The following is a 17086-nucleotide window of genomic DNA, read 5'->3' as shown; positions in this document are numbered from 1 at the left end:
AAACGATGGGGAAATCATGAGGTTTCCGGTGCGTCACCCAACGGGTTGCGTTGACCTATGCCTGTTGCGCAAGATCATGAAACCGCTTGGCGGCGTAGAAATCACTTTCTTTCACCGCTGCCTGCGCCCGGGCCTCCTCGTCGACGCCCCATTGCTCTTCCTGCCAGGTTTCATCGACCCGCGACAGGCGCCAGAGCTCGCCGATCTCCCTCTCCCCGCGGATCGCCGCAAGGCCGAGAACCAGCGAGCCGGAGATCGCCACGAGGTCGTGAAACGCGGTCAGGCGGAACGGCTCCATCGCGCGCACCGGCTCCGCCAGGCGCTCCAGGGCGTTCGGATTCTGCGGCGCATGCATGACCCCCTGCACCGGGATCAGCCGCGCGCCGAAGGTGGCGTCGGCCCAGTCCAGAAGCGGGTCCCACGCCTCGGCCTGCCGCGCCACCAGCTCCTGCGGGCTGTCGGCGCGATAGCACAGCAGGTCGCTGTCGCCATAGGCGGCCAGCATCTCGGCCACCTCCTCGCGCTGCACCGTCACCTTGTCGATGGCGGCATTGGCGGCGCGGGTGACCGGCATGCTCAGCGGGCGGATCTCGCCCTCCTGCGCATCCCATTCCGCCGCCACCGCCTCGGCCATGGCGCGCGACGGCAGGCTCATCGCCGATTTCAGCGGCGTCCGCACCGGCCGGCCATCCAGCTCGACGGCAAAGCCGCCATCCGCCTCGACAACCTGCGCCTCCTTCCAGAACCGCTTGGCCTTCCATTCGCTCATGCCGCCGCCTCCCGGATGGTGGTCAGAACCTCGGGCAACTCGCGGAAATCCCGCAGGATCGCCGCCGCCCCGGTCAGGTCGTCCGCGTCGTGATAGCCCCAGGACACGCCGATGAACGGCACGCCTGCCGCCAGCGCCATGTCGCGGTCATATGTTGTATCGCCGATCATCACCGCGTCATGCGCCTCCACCCCGGTTTCCGCCAGCGCAGCCCGTAACATCGCCGGATGCGGCTTCGACGGGTGATGATCGGCCACCTGAGAGGTCACGAAGAACCGGCCCAGGTCATGCGCCTCGAACAGCTTGTCGAGCCCCCGGCGCGACTTGCCCGTCGCCACGCCCAGAAGCGTCTCGGGCTGCGCGTGCAGCGCGGTCAGCGTCTCCAACGCATACGGGTAAAGCGGCGAAGACGCCGCCGCCCCGGCGCGGCTGCGCAACTCGACATAGGCCTCCTTGTACCACTCGACCATCGCGCCATGCATCTCGGCCGGCAGCTCCGGCGCCAGCCGCGGGAACGCCGCATCGAGCGACAGGCCCACGATCCCCAGCGTCGCCTCGCGCGCCGGCGCCGGGTGCCCGGCCCGGTCGAAGGCATGCGCCATCGCCGCCACGATATCCCCCTGGCTGTCGACCAGTGTGCCATCGACATCGAAGATCACCAGTTTCAGCGCGGTCGTCATACGATCTCCTCGAACGGATCCTCGGGCGCGTCGGAGGGCTGCCACTGGAACATCTCCCAGGTCCTGGCCATATGCTCCGGCAAGGGCGCCGTCAGGTGCAGCCGCGCCCCCGTCACCGGGTGGCTCAGAGTCAGCGACCGGGCATGCAGGTGCAGCTTGCGGCTCACCTCCCCGCCCAGCTGCGCGCCCCAGCCATCGCCCAGGTTCTCCTGCCCCGAGCCGCCATACTTGCCGTCACCCACGATCGGATGGCCCAGCTCGGCCATATGCGCCCTGAGCTGGTGCGTCCGCCCCGTCACCGGCACAAGCCCGACCCACGCGGTGCGCGTGCCGGCGGGCTCGATCACGATGTAATCGGTCGTGGCATGCTTGGCGCCTTCCGTCCGCTCCACCTCGCCAGGGTGCAGGCAGAGCATCTTCTCCCCCTCGCCCCCCTTGCCGTGGCCCGGCGCCTTCACCAGCCCGAACTTGATCGTCCCGGCCCGCGGCGTCGGCACGCCGGCAATGGCGGCCCAGTAGATCTTGCGCGTATCCCGATGCCGAAACGCCTCCGTCAGGCTGGCGGCCACGGCCCGGGTCCGCGCCATGATCAGCACCCCCGACGTGTCCTTGTCCAGCCGGTGCACCAGCCGCGGCTTCTCCTCCAGCCCGAAACGCAGCGCCTCGGCCATCCCGTCGACATGCCGGGTCAGCTTGCTGCCCCCCTGCACCGGCAGGCCCGGCGGCTTGTTCAGCGCGATCACGTGATCGTCGCGATAGATCACCGCCGCGCGGATCATCTTCGCATCCGCATCGGACACCGCCGGTTTCTCGGCGACCCGCGCCTCCCCCGGCTCCGGCAGCGGCGGAATGCGCACCTGCTGCCCCGCCTCCAGCCGGGTCGAGGCCTTGACCCGCCCGCCATCGACGCGCAGTTCGCCCTTGCGGCACATCTTCTCGATCCGCCCTTGCGGCACGTGCGGAAACTGCCGCCTCAGCCAGCGATCCAACCGCTGCCCGGCATCGCCTTCGACCACGCTCAGGGTCTGCACGCCGCTCATGCCCACACCGCCCGCATCAGCGCCATGCCCAGCACGATCGCCGCCAGCGACAGGATCACCGACCCCAGCACATAGGCCCCGGCCAGCGCCACCTGCCCGCGCTCGTAGAGCGCCAGCGCATCCAGCGAGAAGGCCGAAAACGTGGTGAACCCGCCCAGCAGCCCGGTCATCAGGAACGGCCCGGCCGCCTTCGTCCCGCCCTCGCGCGCCAGCAGCACCACGATCACCCCCATCAGGAAAGACCCCGCCACGTTCACGAACAGCGTCGCCCACGGAAACCCAGGCCCGATCAGCCGCATCGCCGCCACCGAGGTCAGGTAGCGGGCGGAGGCGCCGATCGCGCCGCCCAGGGCCACGTGCAGAAGGGTCGTCATCATGGCCGCGTCTGTCGCTTGCCACCCTGCAATTGTCAAGCTGGCGGAGGCCCCAACGCCGGCCGGGGTGCGCCCCCTGCCATTTCACCGTTCCGGAAATACTCCGGGGGTGAGGCCGCAGGCCGAGGGGGCAGCGCCCCCTTTTTGCCGAGACCGTTTTGACGACACGGGCCCCCATCCTGTCGGCTTTGCACTGTTAGCGCCACCGCCGCCACGTTAGGGTGCGCCAACGCAAGCCCGAGGAGACCCCGCCGATGCAAGACCCCCTCCCCTTCCTGCGCCGCCTGTTCGACCGGGCGGTCGAGGTGGCCGACCCGATGCAAAGCCTCGCCGCCTGCCTGCCGCCGAAGCCCGAAGGGCGGCTGGTGGTGGTCGGCGCCGGCAAGGCCAGCGCCCGGATGGCCGAGGCGGTCGAGGCGGTCTACGGCCCCTGCGAGGGGCTGGTCATCACCCGCTACGGCTATGCCCGCCCCTGCAAGGGGATCGAGATCGTCGAGGCCGCCCACCCGGTCCCCGACGAGGCCGGTACCCGTGCCACGCGCCGGATGCTCGACATGCTCTCCGGGCTGGGCGAGGGCGATACCGTGCTGGCCCTCATCTCCGGCGGCGGCTCGGCCCTGCTCAACGCCCCCGCCGGCGGCATCACGCTGGACGAGAAACGCCAGCTGACCGAAGCGCTGCTGGCCAGCGGCGCGCCCATCGGCGACATCAATGGCATCCGCAAGCAGATTTCCGACGTGAAGGGCGGCAAGCTCGCCGCCGCTGCCTACCCCGCCCGGATGCTGGCGCTGATGATCTCCGACGTACCCGGCGACAATTCCGCCGATATCGCCAGCGGCCCGACCGTGGGCGATACCGGCGACGCCCGGCGCGCCCTCGACACGCTCGCCCGCTGGAACGTCACGCCGCCCGCCTCGATCACCGCCTATCTCGAACAGGGCGGCAACCCGCTCGCGCCCGACGACGACCGCCTCTCCCGCGTGGAAAACGTGATCTACGCAGCACCATCGCAATCACTCGACGCGGCAGCCGAGTTGGCCCGCGCCGAAGGCTGCGAGGTGGAAATCCTCGGAGACGCCCTGGAAGGCGAGGCCCGCGACGTCGCCGCCGATCACGCCCGCCAGGCCCTCGGCGCGCAGGTGAAGCGGTCCAAGAACGCCGCCCCGCTCCTCCTGCTTTCCGGCGGCGAACTCACCGTCACCCGCCGCGGCGACGGCGTCGGCGGGCCCAACGCCGAATACGCCCTCGCCCTCGCCCTCGCGCTCGATGGCGCGCCGGGCATCCACGCCATCGCCTGCGACACAGACGGCGTCGATGGCGCGGCCGAGGTCGCGGGCGCCGTGATCGGCCCCGACACGCTCACCAAGGGCCCCGACGCCGCCGACGCGCTGGACCGCAACGATGCCCACAGCTTCTTCGACAATATCGGCGATCAGGTCGTCACCGGCCCCACGCTCACCAACGTGAACGACTTCCGCGCGATCCTTATCGAACCGCCCCGTTGAAGGGCCCCAGGTTTCTTCTGGCCAAAAGTATCCCGGGGGCTTGGGGGCTGGCCCCCAATCCGACGCCTGCCTCACGTACCCGGCAGCGGAAAGTCCCTCAGCGGCGTATCCTTCCGCAGGTAAAGCGGATGCTTCGCCGACCCGTCCAGGTTCAGCCCCAGGCACTTGACCGGCCGCCCCGTCGCCGCCACCTCCGCGATCATCTCGGCCACCAGCCCCGCGAACCGCTTGTGCAGCTTGCCATAGGCCATCACCACGAGGTCCGACTCGCCCGCCATCTCCACCAGCGCTGGGATGTTCGCCGGGCTGCAGGCCAGCGCCGGATCGGCCGGGATATCCTTGGGCGAGGTCGCCCGCCAGTCGAGCACATTGCCTTTCAGGTAACGCGTGAACCCCCAGTCCTGCGCGAACATCAGTTCGCGGTGGCAGGTCGGATCCGACGCCGCGGCATCGGCGACCGAGGGGTTCATGCCGATGAACAGCACCGTGCGCGGCGCCGCCCCTTCCGGCGTCCAGTCCCGCGTCAGCGCCTGCCGATAGCGGCCGCAGTCCGAAAACGTCGCCCCGCCGATCACTCCGTCCGGCAGCCGAAGGCGGACCTTGCCGCCGGGGTCGTGGGGTGCCTCGGCCATGGCTACCCCTCCAGCGGCCCGGTGTTGAACACGCGCGAGGGGTGCAGCTCGCCCCCCTTGAACCGGCCCACCGCCACGGCCCGCCCCTTGTGCGCGGCCCAGCATTCATCGCCGTATTCCACGTCACGCGCGATCACCATGCCGGGGTTGCCGTTGCGCAGGCGCACGGCGCCCTCCTCGGTACAACTCACCTGCGGAAGCCCCTCCAGCCCGTCCTCCAGCGGCCGCAGCCGCGCGTCAAGCTCGGGCGTATGGGCCAGCCTGTCGATCTCCTCGAGGCTGATCCCTTCCTCGGCCTCGAACGGCCCCGACCAGATGCGGCGCAGCCAGGCGACATGCCCGTAACACCCCAAGGCCTCGCCCAGGTCACGGGCGATGGCGCGCACGTAACCGCCCTTGCCGCAGACCATTTCCAGCGTCACGTGATCGGCATCGGGCCGGTCGGTCATCACCAGCTCCTCGACCCAGAGCGGGCGGGCCTCGATCTCCACCTCCTCGCCCTCGCGCGCCAGCTTGTAGGCGCGCTGGCCGTCGATCTTCACGGCGGAGTATTTCGGCGGCACCTGCATGATCTCGCCGATGAAGGCGCCCAACGCCGCCTTGATGGCCTCGTCGTCGGGGCGCGTGTCGGAGGTGGCGATCACCTCGCCCTCCTCGTCATCGGTATTGGTGGCTTGCCCGAGGCGCACGGAAAACTCGTAGGCCTTCAGCGCGTCGGTGATATACGGCACCGTCTTGGTCGCCTCGCCCAGCGCCACGGCCAATACCCCGGTCGCCGCCGGGTCCAGCGTGCCGGCATGGCCCGCCTTCTTCGCCTGCAGCGCCCAGCGCACCTTGTTGACCACGGCGGTCGAGGTCATGCCCGCGGGCTTGTCGACCACCAGCCAGCCGGAAATGTCGCGACCCTTGCGTTTGCGTGCCATGCGCCCTGCGCCCCGTTGCGTCCGATTGAGACACGCGAGCTACCAAGGCCCGCGCCCGGCGTCAATTGCCGGCCGGTGCCACCACGCCCACGATCGGCCCCATCGGGAACCCGCCATCATGCCGCTTCAGCCCCGGCACGTAGAGGCGCGAGATGTTGCCGTCGAAATACAGCGCCTGCGGCGTGCCCAGCTTGTCGCGGAAAAGCGAGCCGAAGCTGTGGAAGTTGACCGCGTCCTCCGAAATGGCGAACCAGACGGTCTTGCCGTCCCCCGACACGCCCACCCCGTTGCGGATATAGGTGCTGTCGCTCTCTTCCAGGAATTTCGGATGCAGCTCCCCGTCGATCACCAGCATCGGCCCCGACTGCGTGGCATAGATACAGGCCGGCGGGTCCGCCTGGAACCGGCGGGTCTCCACCACGTCGGCCCAGCCGTCGCCGATACAGAAGACCCCGTTGGGCAGAAGCCCGAAATTCCCCGGCCCGTCCGAGGTGATGACGCCACGCGCCTCGTCCCCCTTCTCGACGTAATGGCCCACCGGGCTTCTGTCCTGGTGGTACATCCCGGCGTTCATCGCGAATTCGAGGCGCAGCCCCTCGTCCGCCAGCAAATTCTCGACATTGCGGAAACTGCCCAGCGGCTTGCCGCTGCCGGGATCGTTGAGGAACAGCCGCAGGTCGGCCTTGGAGGCATCGAACCGGCAAACCGTGTAATCATGCCCGCCATGCTCGACACTCCCGCAATCGAGCGCGGCGGCGGGCGACGCCATCATGAACAGCGCGAACAGCCAGCGCATTCTGCCTACCCTTCGACGTCGCGGCGCACGTTGTCCTGTTCGAACAACCGGCGGGTTTCATCCATCTTGTCAAAGGTCTCGTCGATGCGGAACCGCAGGTCGGGCGCGTATTTCAGCTCGAGCTTCTTGCCGATGATCCGCCGAAGCTCGCCCTTGTTGCGCGCCAGCAGGCCGATCACGTCCTCCTGCCCCTCGCCGCCCAGCGGCAGGACATAGGCGGTCGCCACCTTCAGGTCGGGCGAGGTGCGCACCTCGCCGACGGTCACCGACAGGCGGTTGAGCTCGGGGTCATGGATATCGCCGCGCATCAGCACGTCGGACAGCGTCCGCCGGATCAGCTCGCCCACCCGCAGCTGGCGCTGCGACGGGCCGGGACCATCATGAAACTTGTTCTTTGCCATGCCCTGCATCTAAGCCTTCGGGGATGCTTTGCCAAGCGATGATCCGTGCGCTAGGGAAGGCATCGACGCAAGCGGGAGAAAACGAAGATGAGCGATGTGCCGGGCATAGTGGTGACAGGCGCCTCGGGGCGGATGGGCCAGATGCTGATCCGCACCGTGGCCGAAAGCGATCGTGCCAGGCTGGTCGGCGCGATCGAGCGCGAGGGCCATGACTGGATCGGTCAGGACGTGGGCACCGCCATGGGCGGCGCGCCGCTCGACGTCACCGTCAGCGACGATCCGCTCGAAGTGATCGCCAAGGCCCACGCGGTGATCGACTTCACCACCCCGGCGGCCACGGTCGCGTTCGCCGGTCTGGCGGCACAGGCGCGCTGCGTCCACGTGATCGGCACCACCGGCCTGACCGACGACGACCTCGCCAAGCTCAAACCCGCCGCCCGCCACGCCACCATCATCCGGGCCGGCAACATGAGCCTCGGTGTGAACCTCCTGGTCCAACTGACCAAGCAGGTCGCCGCCGCGCTCGACGAGGATTTCGACATCGAGGTGATCGAGTCGCACCACAACCAGAAGGTCGACGCCCCCTCCGGCACCGCCCTGATGCTGGGCGAAGCCGCGGCCGAGGGGCGGGGCGTGTCGCTCGATGCCGTCTCCGACCGGGGCCGCGACGGCATGACCGGCAAGCGCGAACGCGGGCATATCGGCTTTCACGCCATCCGCGGCGGCGACATCGTGGGCGAGCATGATGTGCTCTTCGCCGCGGCGGGCGAGCGGATCACCCTGCGCCATGTCGCCTCCGACCGGGCGGTGTTTGCCCGCGGCGCGCTCAAGGCCGCGCTTTGGGGTCAGGGCCGGAAACCGGGCGAATACGACATGCTCGACGTGCTGGGCCTGCGCGAAAACTGATCCGGACGGGCGGACGCTGCGTAACACCGGGTACATTGCAACAATGGACCCGAGCCAATGCAGCGTATGATTGCCCTAGTTTCCGCCCTTTTCCTGACCACCCCGGCCCTTGCCGAAAGCTTCAAGCCGGTCACCAGCCGCGACAGCTTCGTCTCGCTGATGCAGAACCGCCAGCTGACGCGCCTCGGGATCAGCCTCACCGTCACCCCCGACGGCCGGATCGACGGCCGCGCCTTCGGGCGCGACGTCAGCGGCGCATGGCGCTGGCAATCGGGCTATTTCTGCCGAGACCTCTACTGGGGGTCGAAGAACCTCGGCCCAAATTGCCAGGCGGTCAAGGTGCAGGGCCAGACGGTGCGCTTCATCTCCGATCAGGGCACGGGGGAATACGCCGACCTGACCCTGCGCTGAGCCGGGTCAGAAGTCGATCGCCAGCCCCTTCTTCTCCCAATCGCCGTAACGTACCGGCTCCGGCCCCTTGCGGCCGCCCAGCTCCTTGGGCAGGTCCAGCTCCCCGGCCTTCCTCCGCCGCTCCTCGGCCTCGGCCAGCGCACGCAGCGCTTCGGGGGGCAGGTCTTTCTTCTCGGGATCCATGGTTTGGCTTCCTTCGACTTGGCCCCCCTGATATAGCCCCCGCCTGTGCAAAGGCCAAGGACCGCCCCGATGTCACCGAAACCCAGCTCCCCCCGCGCCGCCGCGGTCAGCCTGCTTGACGAGATCACGGGCGAGGGTCAGCTCATGTCGGACCTGACCGAGCGCCGCGCGTTCCAGCGCCTGGAAGTACAGGATCGGGCAGCGGCCCAGCGTTTGGCCACGCAAACCCTGCGCGGGCTGGAACGGGCCGACCGCATCCTCGACCGGCACCTGCGCAAACGCCTTCCGCTCGGCATCAAGAACATCCTGCGGCTGGGCACGGTCGAGCTGTGCCTCGGCGGCGATGCGCATGGCGTGGTGAACGAGCTGGTCGCGCTGGCGCCTCCGCCCAAGGGGCGCGGCAACTATCGCGGGCTGATCAACGCGGTGCTGCGCAAGGTGGCGGAGGAAGACGTGCGCCGCTGGAACGATCTGCGCATCCCGCGCCTGCCGGGCTGGCTCCGCGATCCGCTGGTGCAGGCCTGGGGCAAGGGCGCGGTCAATGCGATGGAAAAGGCGCATTTCGCGGGCGCGCCGTTGGATTTGACGGTCAAGGGCGACGCCTCCAAAGTCGCGCAGAAGCTCGGCGGCACCGTGCTGCCCTCCGGCTCCGTCCGGATCGAGAACGCCGGCCAGGTCTCGCGCCTCGAAGGCTACGAGCGGGGCGACTGGTGGGTTCAGGACGCCGCCGCCGCCCTGCCGGCCAAACTCCTCGCCGCGCAGCAAGGCGAGCGGGTGCTCGATCTCTGCGCCGCGCCGGGCGGCAAGACGCTGCAACTGGCCGCCACGGGCGCCGAGGTCACCGCGCTCGACATCTCCGAACGCCGCATGGCTCGCGTGCAGGAAAACCTCGACCGCACCGGCCTGACCGCCGCGCTCATCACCGGCGATGCGCTGGAACATCAGGCCGAGCCCTACGACGCCATCCTGCTCGACGCCCCCTGCTCCGCCACCGGCACCATCCGCCGCCACCCCGACCTGCCCTTCGCCAAGGACGGCTCCGAATTCGGCGAACTCATCGGCCTTCAGGCCCGGATGATCGACCACGCCTTGACCCTCCTGAAACCCGGCGGGCGGCTGGTCTTCTGCACCTGCTCCCTCCTCCCCGACGAGGGCGAGTGCCAGGTCGAAGAGGCCCTCCAGCGCCACGATGGCCTGGCCGTCGACCGCGCCGCGCTCGACCACCCCGGCATCGACCCGAAATGGATCACCGAGGAAGGCGGCCTGCGCCTGCGCCCCGATTACTGGCCCGAGCTTGGCGGGATGGACGGGTTCTACATCGCGGTCCTGCGCAAACCCTAGCGGAAGCTGCCGAACGGGATGTAGCGCACCGGATCGCCAAGCTCGATCTGCGCGGCGCCGTCGGGCAGTTCCACCAAGCCCTCGGCCCAACTCAGCCCGCTGATCCGGCCCGAACCTTCGGATTTGAACACCTCCGCCCGCCCGTCGCGCATGCGCGCCCGCAGGTATTCCCGCCGCCCCGGTTTCTTCGCTTTCGAAAACCCCGCCGGCACCTCGAACCCCTGCGGCTCGACCCAGCCCTGCCCGGCCATCAGCGCCATCGCGGGCCGCGCGAAAACCAGCGTGCAGACCATCGCCGCCACCGGGTTTCCCGGCAGGCCGAAGACCGGCGTGCCGCCCCAGACGCCCAGCGCCAGTGGCCGGCCCGGCTTCAGCGCGATCCGCCATTCCGCCATCGCGCCCGCCTCGTTCAGCAGGGCCGAGACATGGTCCTCGTCTCCCGACGACGCGCCGCCCGAGGTCAGGATCACGTCCGCCTCCGCCGCCCCCCGGTCCAGCGCCTTTCGCAGCGCGGCGCGATCGTCCGGCACCCGGCCCAGATCGACCGCGCGATACCCGAACTCCTCCACCAGCGCGGTCAGCATCGGTCGGTTGGCATCGTATATCTGCCCCTCGCCGGCCTTTCCGCCGGCTTCCACCAGCTCATCCCCGGTCGAAATCACCGCCACCGTCAGCGGCTCATATGTGGCCAACGCCGCCACCCCCACCGCCGCGCAAAGCGCCAGATCAGCCGGCGTCAGCACCCGGCCCGGCGTCAGGATCGTGTCGCCTTCCGCCACATCCTCCCCCGCCTTCCGCGTGTTCGCCCGCGGCTTCAGCCCGCCGCGAAAGGCAATCTCGCCCTCGCCCACCCGCACGTCTTCCTGCAGGATCACCGTATCGACCCCCTCGGGCAGAGCCGCACCGGTCAACACCCGCACGGCAGACCCCTCCGGCACCACGCCCGGAAACGGCTTGCCCGCAGCGGCCCGCCCCTCGACCAGCGGCAACACCTGGTCGCCCTCGCCCAGCGACGCATGGGCAAACCCGTACCCATCGACCGCCGTATTCGCCTGCGGCGGGTTGGCCCGCCGCGCCACCACCGGCTCGGCCAGCACCCGGCCGCGCGCCTCGCCCAGCCCCTGCCGCGTGATCCCAACCACCGGCTGCAATCGGTCGCGCAGCAGCGCCAGCGCCTCGTCCACCGGTGTCCAGGCCACCCCCGCCGGCAGGGCAAAGCAATCGTCGCGCAGCGGCGGCGGTTTCAGCGTCCCGCCCGCCGCGCGGTTCAGCTTGTCTTCGTGGTCCAGTCCCATGATCCAGCCCTCTTCCGGCGCGTCGATGGTCAGCATGGCATCGCGCTCCTCCGGGTGCAAACCCGCCACCGCCCGCGCCAGCAGCCGCACCTGGTGGGCATCCCGGATACCACCCGCCGCCTCGGCCCGCTTGACGGCCGGGTTGATCAGTCCGGGCCAGATCTCCACGAAGGCCACCGGCCTGTCCGAAGCCTCGAACGGCCAGACCGCCACTTCCCCCGCAAACCGCCGCCGCAGCCGGTTCAGCACCGGCAACCCGGTCAGCACCTGCCCGCCCACGGCGCCGGCGCCGCCCAGCTGCCAGCAGGTGAACGCCCCCGGCGTGCGTTCCTCCGCCACGCGCCGCTCGGGCAGGCCATGCCCCTCCCGGCTGTCCTTCCGCGGCAGGCCGGGAATGTCGCGCTTCAATCCGTTGAACCAGAACGGGCCGGTCCCGGGAAACCGCGCGTTGATCTCCGCGGCAAGGTCAAACCGGTTATTCGCCCTCGGCCCGTCCTCGATCCGCTCTTCCAGCCAGTCCCACACGGCAAACGGATCGGCCCGCCCCGTCAACCCCTCGGCGAACCCCGCCGGAAAGCCGAAGGGAAAGTCGAACCCCACGAACAGCCGCCGCCCCTCCGCAAGCTCCTGCTCGATCAGCCCGGCAACGATCCGCTCCGCCTCCATACGGTTGCGAATGTAGACCGGCGCCGCGTCCACCCCGTCCCGCGTCACCCCCAACCAGATCGCATCCTTGCGCGGCCGCGCCCCGGTGTCGTTGCCGCCTGACCAATCGACCATGGCGACCGTGTCGAACTGGCTCACAGGCCAACCTCGCGCAGGATGAAATCGGCAATCGCCTTGGTGTCGTCCAGATCGAACACCGGCCGATCCAGCTCCAGCGGCGTGTCCGAGGCCACCGCCCGCACCGTCGGGTCATCGGTGGCGATCAGCGGGTTGCCCGTCTCGGCCCGGTGCGCCTCGATCTTGGGGTGTGCGTCGCGCTTGTACCCCTCGACCAGCACCAGGTCGACCGGCCCCAGCCGCTGCAACAGCACCTCCAGCGTCGGCTCCTCCTCCTCGCGCAGCTCGTGCATCAGGGCAATGCGCTTGCGCGAGGCCAGCAGCACCTCCCTTGCCCCGGCCACCCGGTGCCGATGGCTGTCCTTGCCGGGATGGTCCACGTCGAACGTGTGATGCGCGTGCTTGACCGTCGAAACGCTGATCCCCCGCCCGGTGATCTCCGACACCAGCCGCTCCATCAGCCCGGTCTTGCCCGCGTTCTTCCAGCCGACCACGCCGTACAGCCTCATGCTCTGCCCCCCACCATCGCCTGCGCTTTTCCAAGATCCTCGGGCGTGTTGACGTTGAAGAACGGCTCGCCCGCCTCGTCGAACAGCGCCTCGCGCCCGCCATGCCGGTCGGTCCACATCACCACCTTGCGCAGCCCCTCCTGCAACGCCGCCCGCAGGTCATCGCGCAGCGCCACGGGCCACAGGCCAAAGGTCGGCTGCCGCCCGTCCGGCGTCGCGGCCAGCGCCAGCGGCTGCGCCATGCCCTCCGCCGCCAGTTGCAGACGCGGCACCAGATCACACGGGAAAAACGGCGTATCGGCGGCCACGGTGACGATGCTCTCCGCCCCCTGCCCGGCGGCCCAGTCGAGCCCGGCCAGAACCCCGGCCAGCGGGCCGGGATGACCCTCGATACTGTCGGCCAGCACCGGCATCCCCAGCGCCGCGAACCGCGCCGCATCGCCATTGGCATTCAACGCCATCCCCGCCACCTGCGGAGCCAGCCGGGCCATCACCTGGTCGAGGATCGTGCCCTCCCCCAGCGGCAAGAGCCCCTTGTCGCCCCCGCCCATCCGGGTCGCCTTGCCCCCGGCCAGTATCACGCCCAACGGCTGCCTCATGCGCCCGCACTCTTTCGCCGGTGCTTCCTGTCCTCCTCCGGCACGCTGCCCGGGTCGACATCCCGCACCAGCCGCTCTTCCCCGGCCAGACACACGAACCGCCGCCCCCGCATCCGGCCCACCAGCGTCAGCCCCACTTCGCGGGCGATCTCAACCCCCCACGCGGTAAAGCCCGAGCGCGAGGCCAGCGCCGGAATGCCCATCAGCGCCGTCTTGATCACCATCTCCGAGGTCAGCCGCCCGGTGGTGTAAAGCAGCTTGTCCTCGGCCCTCACCCCTTCCGAGAACATCCAGCCCGCGATCTTGTCGACCGCGTTGTGCCGCCCGACATCCTCCATGTAGACCAGCGGCTCTCCGCCCCGGCACAGCACCGTGCCGTGAATGGCCCCGGCCTCGAGATACAGCGACGGCGTCCGGTTGATCACAGAGGCGAGCCGGTAGAGGTCGGAGGTCTTCACCTTCAGGTCCGGCAGGCGCACCTGCTCCAGCCCCTCCATCATGTCGCCAAAGACGGTGCCCACGGCACAGCCGCTGGTGCGCGTCTTCTTCTTCAGCTTTTCCTCGTAATTCGTCTGGCCATCAGTCCGCACGACAACCGTTTCGAGATCCTCGTCGAAATCGACGCCCGTCACCGTCTCGTCGGCCCCCAGCATCCCCTGGTTCCGCAGGAACCCCAGCGCCAGGTACTCGGGATAATCCCCGATCGTCATCGCTGTCACGATCTCCTGCCCGTTGAGAAAGATCGTCAGCGGCCGCTCCTCGACCACGGCAATCTCGGCGGGCTGGCCGTCATGGTCGACCCCCTCCACCTTGCGGGTCAATCGCGGCGCGCCCGGGTCGGGCGCGATGATGTAGGCCGGAAGATCGTCGGTTACGGGCAATTGCAACTCCTCCCGCTTGGCGATAGGGCAAGCGTATCGAGGGCAATCTAGGATTTTCAGGTGCCGACGGAAACCACGAAATCAACCTTCCGGCAGGGCGTGCGCGACGCCTCCCCGTTCATATTGGTGGTGGGCCCGTTCGGCCTGCTCTTCGGGGTGGTGGCCACCGAGGCCGGGCTCAACCTTCTGGAAACGATGACGTTTTCCATCCTCGTCATCGCCGGCGCGGCCCAGCTCACGGCCCTGCAGCTGATGACCGACAACGCCCCCACCATCATCGTGATCATCTCGGCGCTGGCGGTGAACCTGCGGATGGCGATGTATTCCGCCTCGCTGGCCCCCTATATCGGCCCGGCCCCGCTGTGGCAGCGCGCCTGTGCCGCCTATTTCCTCGTCGACCAGAGCTATGGCCTCGCCGCGGTGAAATACGAGGCGGAGCCGCAATGGACCGTACGCCAGCGCATGGCCTATTTCTTCGGCACCATCGCCCCGGTCTGCCCGTTCTGGTACCTCGCCACGCTGGCAGGCGCGCTGATCGGCAGTTCGGTGCCCGAATGGCTGGCACTCGATTTCGCCATGCCGATCACCTTCATCGCGCTGATCGCACCGGCGTTGCGCACGCGGGCGCACGTGGCGGCGGCGATGGTCTCGATCACCGTCGCCCTGTGCCTGGCCTTCCTGCCCTACAACCTCGGGCTGCTGGTCGCGGGCATCGCCGGGATGATGGCAGGCGCCGAGGTCGAACGGCGCACCTCGGTGGAGGCTGCAGCATGATCGACACGGCAACCATCTGGATCGTGATCGCCGCGCTTGGCGTCGGCAGCTATTTCTTCCGCTTCTTCTTCATCGGCCTGATCGGCGACCGGACCCTGCCGGCATGGGTGCTGCGGCACCTGCGCTATACCGCCGTCGCCGTGCTGCCGGGCCTCGTGGCCCCGCTGGTGGTCTGGCCGCCGGCCACCGACGGGCAGACCGATGCGCCCCGGCTGGCGGCGGCGCTGGTGACGGTCGCCGTCGGGCTCTGGACACGCAACCTGCTGGTCACCATCGCGGCCGGCGCGGCGGCGCTCTATCTCGGGCTCTATTTCGCCGGCTGACGGGCTACCGCCCGTCATAGCCCTTCTTCTGCGCCCGGTAGAGCTGCGAGTAAAGCCCGTCGCCCTCCAGCAGCTCGTCGTGGCGGCCCTGTTCCACCAGCCGCCCGGCCTCCAGCACGAAGATCCGGTCGGCATCGGCCACCGACGACAGGCGGTGCGCCACCACGATCGTCGTCTTGCCCTTGGTCAGCCGCGCCAGCGCCGACTTGATCCGCTCCTCCGTCGCCTGGTCGAGCGCGCTGGTCGCCTCGTCCAGAAGCAGGATCGGCGCGTCGCGCAGGAAGGCGCGGGCGATGGCGATCCGCTGTTTCTGCCCGCCCGAAAGCTGCGCCCCCTTCGGCCCCACCGGCGCATCGCCCCGGCGGCGGATCAGCTCGGCGATCTCGGCATCCTCGGCGGCGCGCCAGACATCCTCGTCGCTGGCCTCGGGGTTCACGTAGCGGATATTCTCCCAGATCGAGTTGTTGAAGATCACGATATCCTGCGCCACGACCGAGAACGCCCCGCGCAGGCTGGCCACTTTCAGGGTTTCGATGGGCTGCCCGCCGATCCGGATCTGCCCGCCCTTCACGTCGTAAAGCCGCGACAGCAGCGACAGGATCGTCGTCTTGCCCGACCCGGTCGCGCCAACGATGGCCGAGACCTGCCCGCCCCGGAACGTCATGTCGAGCCCCTCGAACAGCGGCTGATCGTCGGAATAGGAGAAGGTCACGTCATCCAGCACGATATCCCCGCCGGTGTCGAACTCGGTCACGGCGCCCTCGGCATCGTTGATGCCGGGCTTCTCGTCATAGAGGTTCCGCACCCGGTCGAGCAGCACGAGGTTCGATTGCAGCGTCCCGAAATACTGCGCCAGCAGGCGCGCCGGGTCGAACACCATGACCATGCCCAGCAGGAAGGTGATGATCCCGGCGCCATCGACGTCGAAATCGGGCGACAGCACCATGTAGCCGCCGCCGCCGATCACCAGCACGTAGACGAAGGCCGAGCTCAGGTCGATCGACGGCATCACCAGCGCCTGCGTGATCTGCACCCGTTTCATCAGATCGCGGATCGCGCCCGTGCCCTTCATCAGCCGCCCGGCCTCGACCTGCTCCTGGCTGGAGATCTTGACGGTGCGCATGCCGTTCACCGTCTCCTCGATCCCGTTCATGTAATCGGCCAGCGCATGCTGGGCCTGCCCTTGCGCCACCTTCACCCGGTCCGACACGAAATTCATCACCCAGATGATGAAGGGCAACACCACCACGGCGGTGGTGAACAGGATCGGGTTCTTCCAGATCAGGTAGCCCGACACGATCACCACGGTCACCGCGTCCCGCACGGCCCCTGCCGTGGCCAGGCCGAAGAACAAGCCAAGCTGCTGCGTCTGCGAGACCAGCCGGTGAATGATCTCGCCCGATTTGGTCCGTTCGAAATAGGCCAGGTCGAGCGACATCATGTGCCCGATCAGGTCGCGTCGCATCTCGTAGACCGCATCGTTCGACAGCCGCACCGTCACCAGCGGCACGAGGTAGGACATCAGCCCGCGCACGGTGAACAGGAAGAACACGCCGACACAGACCATCACCAGCCGGCCGACCTCGCCGCTCTCGAAGATCACCCGAAGGCCGCTCTCGGTCATCGACAGGAACTGCTGGTAGACCAGCCCCTGGAACAGGATCATCACCAGCACCAGCACCAGCCACGGCGCGCGCTGCCTGAGATAGGTCCGCCAGAGCCAGCGCAGGTTCACCCGGTCCTGGGGCGAGAACATCGGCTGGCGCTTGGTCTTGGCTTTGTCGGTCATGCACGGCCTTCAATGTGGTTCGGCCCGCCTATAGTGGGTTCCGGCGGAAAGGTCAGCCCAAGATTTCATGCCTCCGGCGGGAGTATTTGAGCCAAGAAGAAGCCCATGACGCTTCAAGCTTCTTCTTGGCTACAATATCCCGGGAAGCCTGTGAACGGGCGAAGCCCCGGGA

The 17086-nt window shown here is 68.8% G+C and carries 20 protein-coding genes; 6 read left to right on the top strand and 14 right to left on the bottom strand.

Going from position 1 to position 17086, the window contains the following annotated elements; all coding sequences use genetic code 11:
* Positions 1-55 precede the first annotated feature (55 nt).
* The 4 genes from ACO07J_RS14720 to crcB are packed head-to-tail and all read right to left on the bottom strand — an operon-like array spanning position 56 to position 2866.
* On the bottom strand, positions 56-769 hold the full coding sequence (locus ACO07J_RS14720; RefSeq protein WP_422030275.1) for an ATP12 family chaperone protein: 714 nt from the start codon (positions 767-769) through the stop codon (positions 56-58).
* Complete coding sequence (locus ACO07J_RS14715) at positions 766-1449, bottom strand: HAD-IA family hydrolase (RefSeq protein WP_422030273.1); 684 nt, start codon at positions 1447-1449, stop codon at positions 766-768. Before ACO07J_RS14715 ends, ACO07J_RS14720 begins: the two co-directional genes overlap by 4 nt.
* A complete protein-coding gene (locus ACO07J_RS14710) occupies positions 1446-2489 on the bottom strand; it encodes an RluA family pseudouridine synthase (protein WP_422030271.1) in 1044 nt (347 codons plus the stop codon). The genes ACO07J_RS14715 and ACO07J_RS14710 overlap by 4 nt, the downstream gene beginning before the upstream one ends.
* Positions 2486-2866: a fluoride efflux transporter CrcB gene (gene crcB / locus ACO07J_RS14705; protein ID WP_422030269.1), complete on the bottom strand. Its 381-nt coding sequence runs from the start codon at positions 2864-2866 to the stop codon at positions 2486-2488. The genes ACO07J_RS14710 and crcB overlap by 4 nt, the downstream gene beginning before the upstream one ends.
* 251 nt (positions 2867-3117) lie before the next feature.
* Here crcB and ACO07J_RS14700 point away from each other — a divergent pair, with 251 nt between their 5' ends.
* Positions 3118-4368 (top strand): glycerate kinase type-2 family protein, encoded by a 1251-nt coding sequence (locus ACO07J_RS14700; protein ID WP_422030267.1) that lies wholly within the window; start codon positions 3118-3120, stop codon positions 4366-4368.
* A gap of 71 nt (positions 4369-4439) precedes the next feature.
* On the opposite strand, the gene ACO07J_RS14695 is transcribed toward ACO07J_RS14700, so the two are convergent.
* From ACO07J_RS14695 to rbfA, 4 genes are all read right to left on the bottom strand, one after another.
* Positions 4440-5000, bottom strand: a complete 561-nt coding sequence (locus ACO07J_RS14695; protein ID WP_422030265.1) for a DUF1643 domain-containing protein — start codon at positions 4998-5000, stop codon at positions 4440-4442.
* Positions 5001-5002: 2 nt separating this feature from the next.
* A complete protein-coding gene (gene truB, locus ACO07J_RS14690) occupies positions 5003-5923 on the bottom strand; it encodes a tRNA pseudouridine(55) synthase TruB (RefSeq protein WP_422030263.1) in 921 nt (306 codons plus the stop codon).
* A gap of 61 nt (positions 5924-5984) precedes the next feature.
* A complete protein-coding gene (locus tag ACO07J_RS14685; RefSeq protein ID WP_422030261.1) occupies positions 5985-6719 on the bottom strand; it encodes a phosphodiester glycosidase family protein in 735 nt (244 codons plus the stop codon).
* A gap of 5 nt (positions 6720-6724) precedes the next feature.
* Complete coding sequence (gene rbfA, locus ACO07J_RS14680; protein ID WP_422030259.1) at positions 6725-7120, bottom strand: 30S ribosome-binding factor RbfA; 396 nt, start codon at positions 7118-7120, stop codon at positions 6725-6727.
* Between the two features lie 87 nt (positions 7121-7207).
* Between rbfA and dapB the strand changes: the two genes are divergently transcribed.
* Positions 7208-8026: a 4-hydroxy-tetrahydrodipicolinate reductase gene (dapB, locus tag ACO07J_RS14675; protein WP_422030257.1), complete on the top strand. Its 819-nt coding sequence runs from the start codon at positions 7208-7210 to the stop codon at positions 8024-8026.
* Between the two features lie 57 nt (positions 8027-8083).
* Positions 8084-8437: a dihydrodipicolinate reductase gene (locus tag ACO07J_RS14670; RefSeq protein WP_422030255.1), complete on the top strand. Its 354-nt coding sequence runs from the start codon at positions 8084-8086 to the stop codon at positions 8435-8437.
* Positions 8438-8443: 6 nt separating this feature from the next.
* Here ACO07J_RS14670 and ACO07J_RS14665 read toward each other — a convergent pair whose 3' ends face one another.
* Complete coding sequence (locus tag ACO07J_RS14665; protein WP_422030253.1) at positions 8444-8620, bottom strand: DUF1674 domain-containing protein; 177 nt, start codon at positions 8618-8620, stop codon at positions 8444-8446.
* A gap of 69 nt (positions 8621-8689) precedes the next feature.
* Between ACO07J_RS14665 and ACO07J_RS14660 the strand changes: the two genes are divergently transcribed.
* Positions 8690-9961: an RsmB/NOP family class I SAM-dependent RNA methyltransferase gene (locus ACO07J_RS14660; protein ID WP_422030252.1), complete on the top strand. Its 1272-nt coding sequence runs from the start codon at positions 8690-8692 to the stop codon at positions 9959-9961.
* Here ACO07J_RS14660 and glp read toward each other — a convergent pair.
* From glp to fdhD, 4 genes are read right to left on the bottom strand one after another with little or no spacing between them, the layout of a single operon-like run.
* Positions 9958-12060 carry a gephyrin-like molybdotransferase Glp gene (gene glp, locus ACO07J_RS14655; protein ID WP_422030250.1) on the bottom strand — a complete coding sequence of 701 codons (2103 nt, stop codon included), beginning with the start codon at positions 12058-12060 and terminating at the stop codon, positions 9958-9960. The two genes, ACO07J_RS14660 and glp, sit on opposite strands and share 4 nt — an antisense overlap.
* Positions 12057-12548 carry a molybdopterin-guanine dinucleotide biosynthesis protein B gene (mobB, locus tag ACO07J_RS14650; protein WP_422030248.1) on the bottom strand — a complete coding sequence of 164 codons (492 nt, stop codon included), beginning with the start codon at positions 12546-12548 and terminating at the stop codon, positions 12057-12059. Before mobB ends, glp begins: the two co-directional genes overlap by 4 nt.
* Positions 12545-13147: a molybdenum cofactor guanylyltransferase MobA gene (gene mobA / locus ACO07J_RS14645; protein ID WP_422030246.1), complete on the bottom strand. Its 603-nt coding sequence runs from the start codon at positions 13145-13147 to the stop codon at positions 12545-12547. The genes mobB and mobA overlap by 4 nt, the downstream gene beginning before the upstream one ends.
* A complete protein-coding gene (gene fdhD / locus ACO07J_RS14640) occupies positions 13144-14034 on the bottom strand; it encodes a formate dehydrogenase accessory sulfurtransferase FdhD (protein ID WP_422030244.1) in 891 nt (296 codons plus the stop codon). The genes mobA and fdhD overlap by 4 nt, the downstream gene beginning before the upstream one ends.
* Before the next feature lie 54 nt (positions 14035-14088).
* Between fdhD and ACO07J_RS14635 the strand changes: the two genes are divergently transcribed.
* Together ACO07J_RS14635 and ACO07J_RS14630 are read left to right on the top strand one after the other, a co-directional pair.
* Positions 14089-14802, top strand: coding sequence for an AzlC family ABC transporter permease (locus ACO07J_RS14635; RefSeq protein WP_422030242.1), 714 nt, complete (start codon positions 14089-14091; stop codon positions 14800-14802).
* Positions 14799-15125 (top strand): AzlD domain-containing protein, encoded by a 327-nt coding sequence (locus ACO07J_RS14630; protein ID WP_422030240.1) that lies wholly within the window; start codon positions 14799-14801, stop codon positions 15123-15125. The genes ACO07J_RS14635 and ACO07J_RS14630 overlap by 4 nt, the downstream gene beginning before the upstream one ends.
* A 4-nt stretch (positions 15126-15129) precedes the next feature.
* Here ACO07J_RS14630 and ACO07J_RS14625 read toward each other — a convergent pair whose 3' ends face one another.
* Positions 15130-16914, bottom strand: coding sequence for an ABC transporter ATP-binding protein (locus ACO07J_RS14625; protein ID WP_422030238.1), 1785 nt, complete (start codon positions 16912-16914; stop codon positions 15130-15132).
* Positions 16915-17086: the final 172 nt, after the last annotated feature.

Origin of the sequence: Roseovarius sp. (assembly GCF_965228755.1) — a bacterium.
Taxonomy (GTDB): Bacteria; Pseudomonadota; Alphaproteobacteria; order Rhodobacterales; family Rhodobacteraceae; genus Roseovarius.
The sequence above is the reverse complement of the archived record's forward strand: the minus strand, read 5'-3'. Positions and strand labels throughout refer to the sequence as shown.

Bases quoted from the DNA above. Each gene is read 5' to 3' on its own strand.
- ACO07J_RS14660 (WP_422030252.1), top strand. From the start codon at position 8,690: ATGTCACCGAAACCCAGCTCCCCCCGCGCCGCCGCGGTCAGCCTGCTT.
- truB (WP_422030263.1), bottom strand. From the start codon at position 5,923: ATGGCACGCAAACGCAAGGGTCGCGACATTTCCGGCTGGCTGGTGGTC.
- ACO07J_RS14670 (WP_422030255.1), top strand. From the start codon at position 8,084: ATGCAGCGTATGATTGCCCTAGTTTCCGCCCTTTTCCTGACCACCCCG.
- ACO07J_RS14700 (WP_422030267.1), top strand. From the start codon at position 3,118: ATGCAAGACCCCCTCCCCTTCCTGCGCCGCCTGTTCGACCGGGCGGTC.
- rbfA (WP_422030259.1), bottom strand. From the start codon at position 7,120: ATGGCAAAGAACAAGTTTCATGATGGTCCCGGCCCGTCGCAGCGCCAG.
- ACO07J_RS14685 (WP_422030261.1), bottom strand. From the start codon at position 6,719: ATGCGCTGGCTGTTCGCGCTGTTCATGATGGCGTCGCCCGCCGCCGCG.
- dapB (WP_422030257.1), top strand. From the start codon at position 7,208: ATGAGCGATGTGCCGGGCATAGTGGTGACAGGCGCCTCGGGGCGGATG.
- mobB (WP_422030248.1), bottom strand. From the start codon at position 12,548: ATGAGGCTGTACGGCGTGGTCGGCTGGAAGAACGCGGGCAAGACCGGG.
- crcB (WP_422030269.1), bottom strand. From the start codon at position 2,866: ATGATGACGACCCTTCTGCACGTGGCCCTGGGCGGCGCGATCGGCGCC.
- ACO07J_RS14665 (WP_422030253.1), bottom strand. From the start codon at position 8,620: ATGGATCCCGAGAAGAAAGACCTGCCCCCCGAAGCGCTGCGTGCGCTG.
- ACO07J_RS14625 (WP_422030238.1), bottom strand. From the start codon at position 16,914: ATGACCGACAAAGCCAAGACCAAGCGCCAGCCGATGTTCTCGCCCCAG.
- ACO07J_RS14695 (WP_422030265.1), bottom strand. From the start codon at position 5,000: ATGGCCGAGGCACCCCACGACCCCGGCGGCAAGGTCCGCCTTCGGCTG.
- ACO07J_RS14630 (WP_422030240.1), top strand. From the start codon at position 14,799: ATGATCGACACGGCAACCATCTGGATCGTGATCGCCGCGCTTGGCGTC.
- ACO07J_RS14710 (WP_422030271.1), bottom strand. From the start codon at position 2,489: ATGAGCGGCGTGCAGACCCTGAGCGTGGTCGAAGGCGATGCCGGGCAG.
- mobA (WP_422030246.1), bottom strand. From the start codon at position 13,147: ATGAGGCAGCCGTTGGGCGTGATACTGGCCGGGGGCAAGGCGACCCGG.
- ACO07J_RS14715 (WP_422030273.1), bottom strand. From the start codon at position 1,449: ATGACGACCGCGCTGAAACTGGTGATCTTCGATGTCGATGGCACACTG.
- ACO07J_RS14720 (WP_422030275.1), bottom strand. From the start codon at position 769: ATGAGCGAATGGAAGGCCAAGCGGTTCTGGAAGGAGGCGCAGGTTGTC.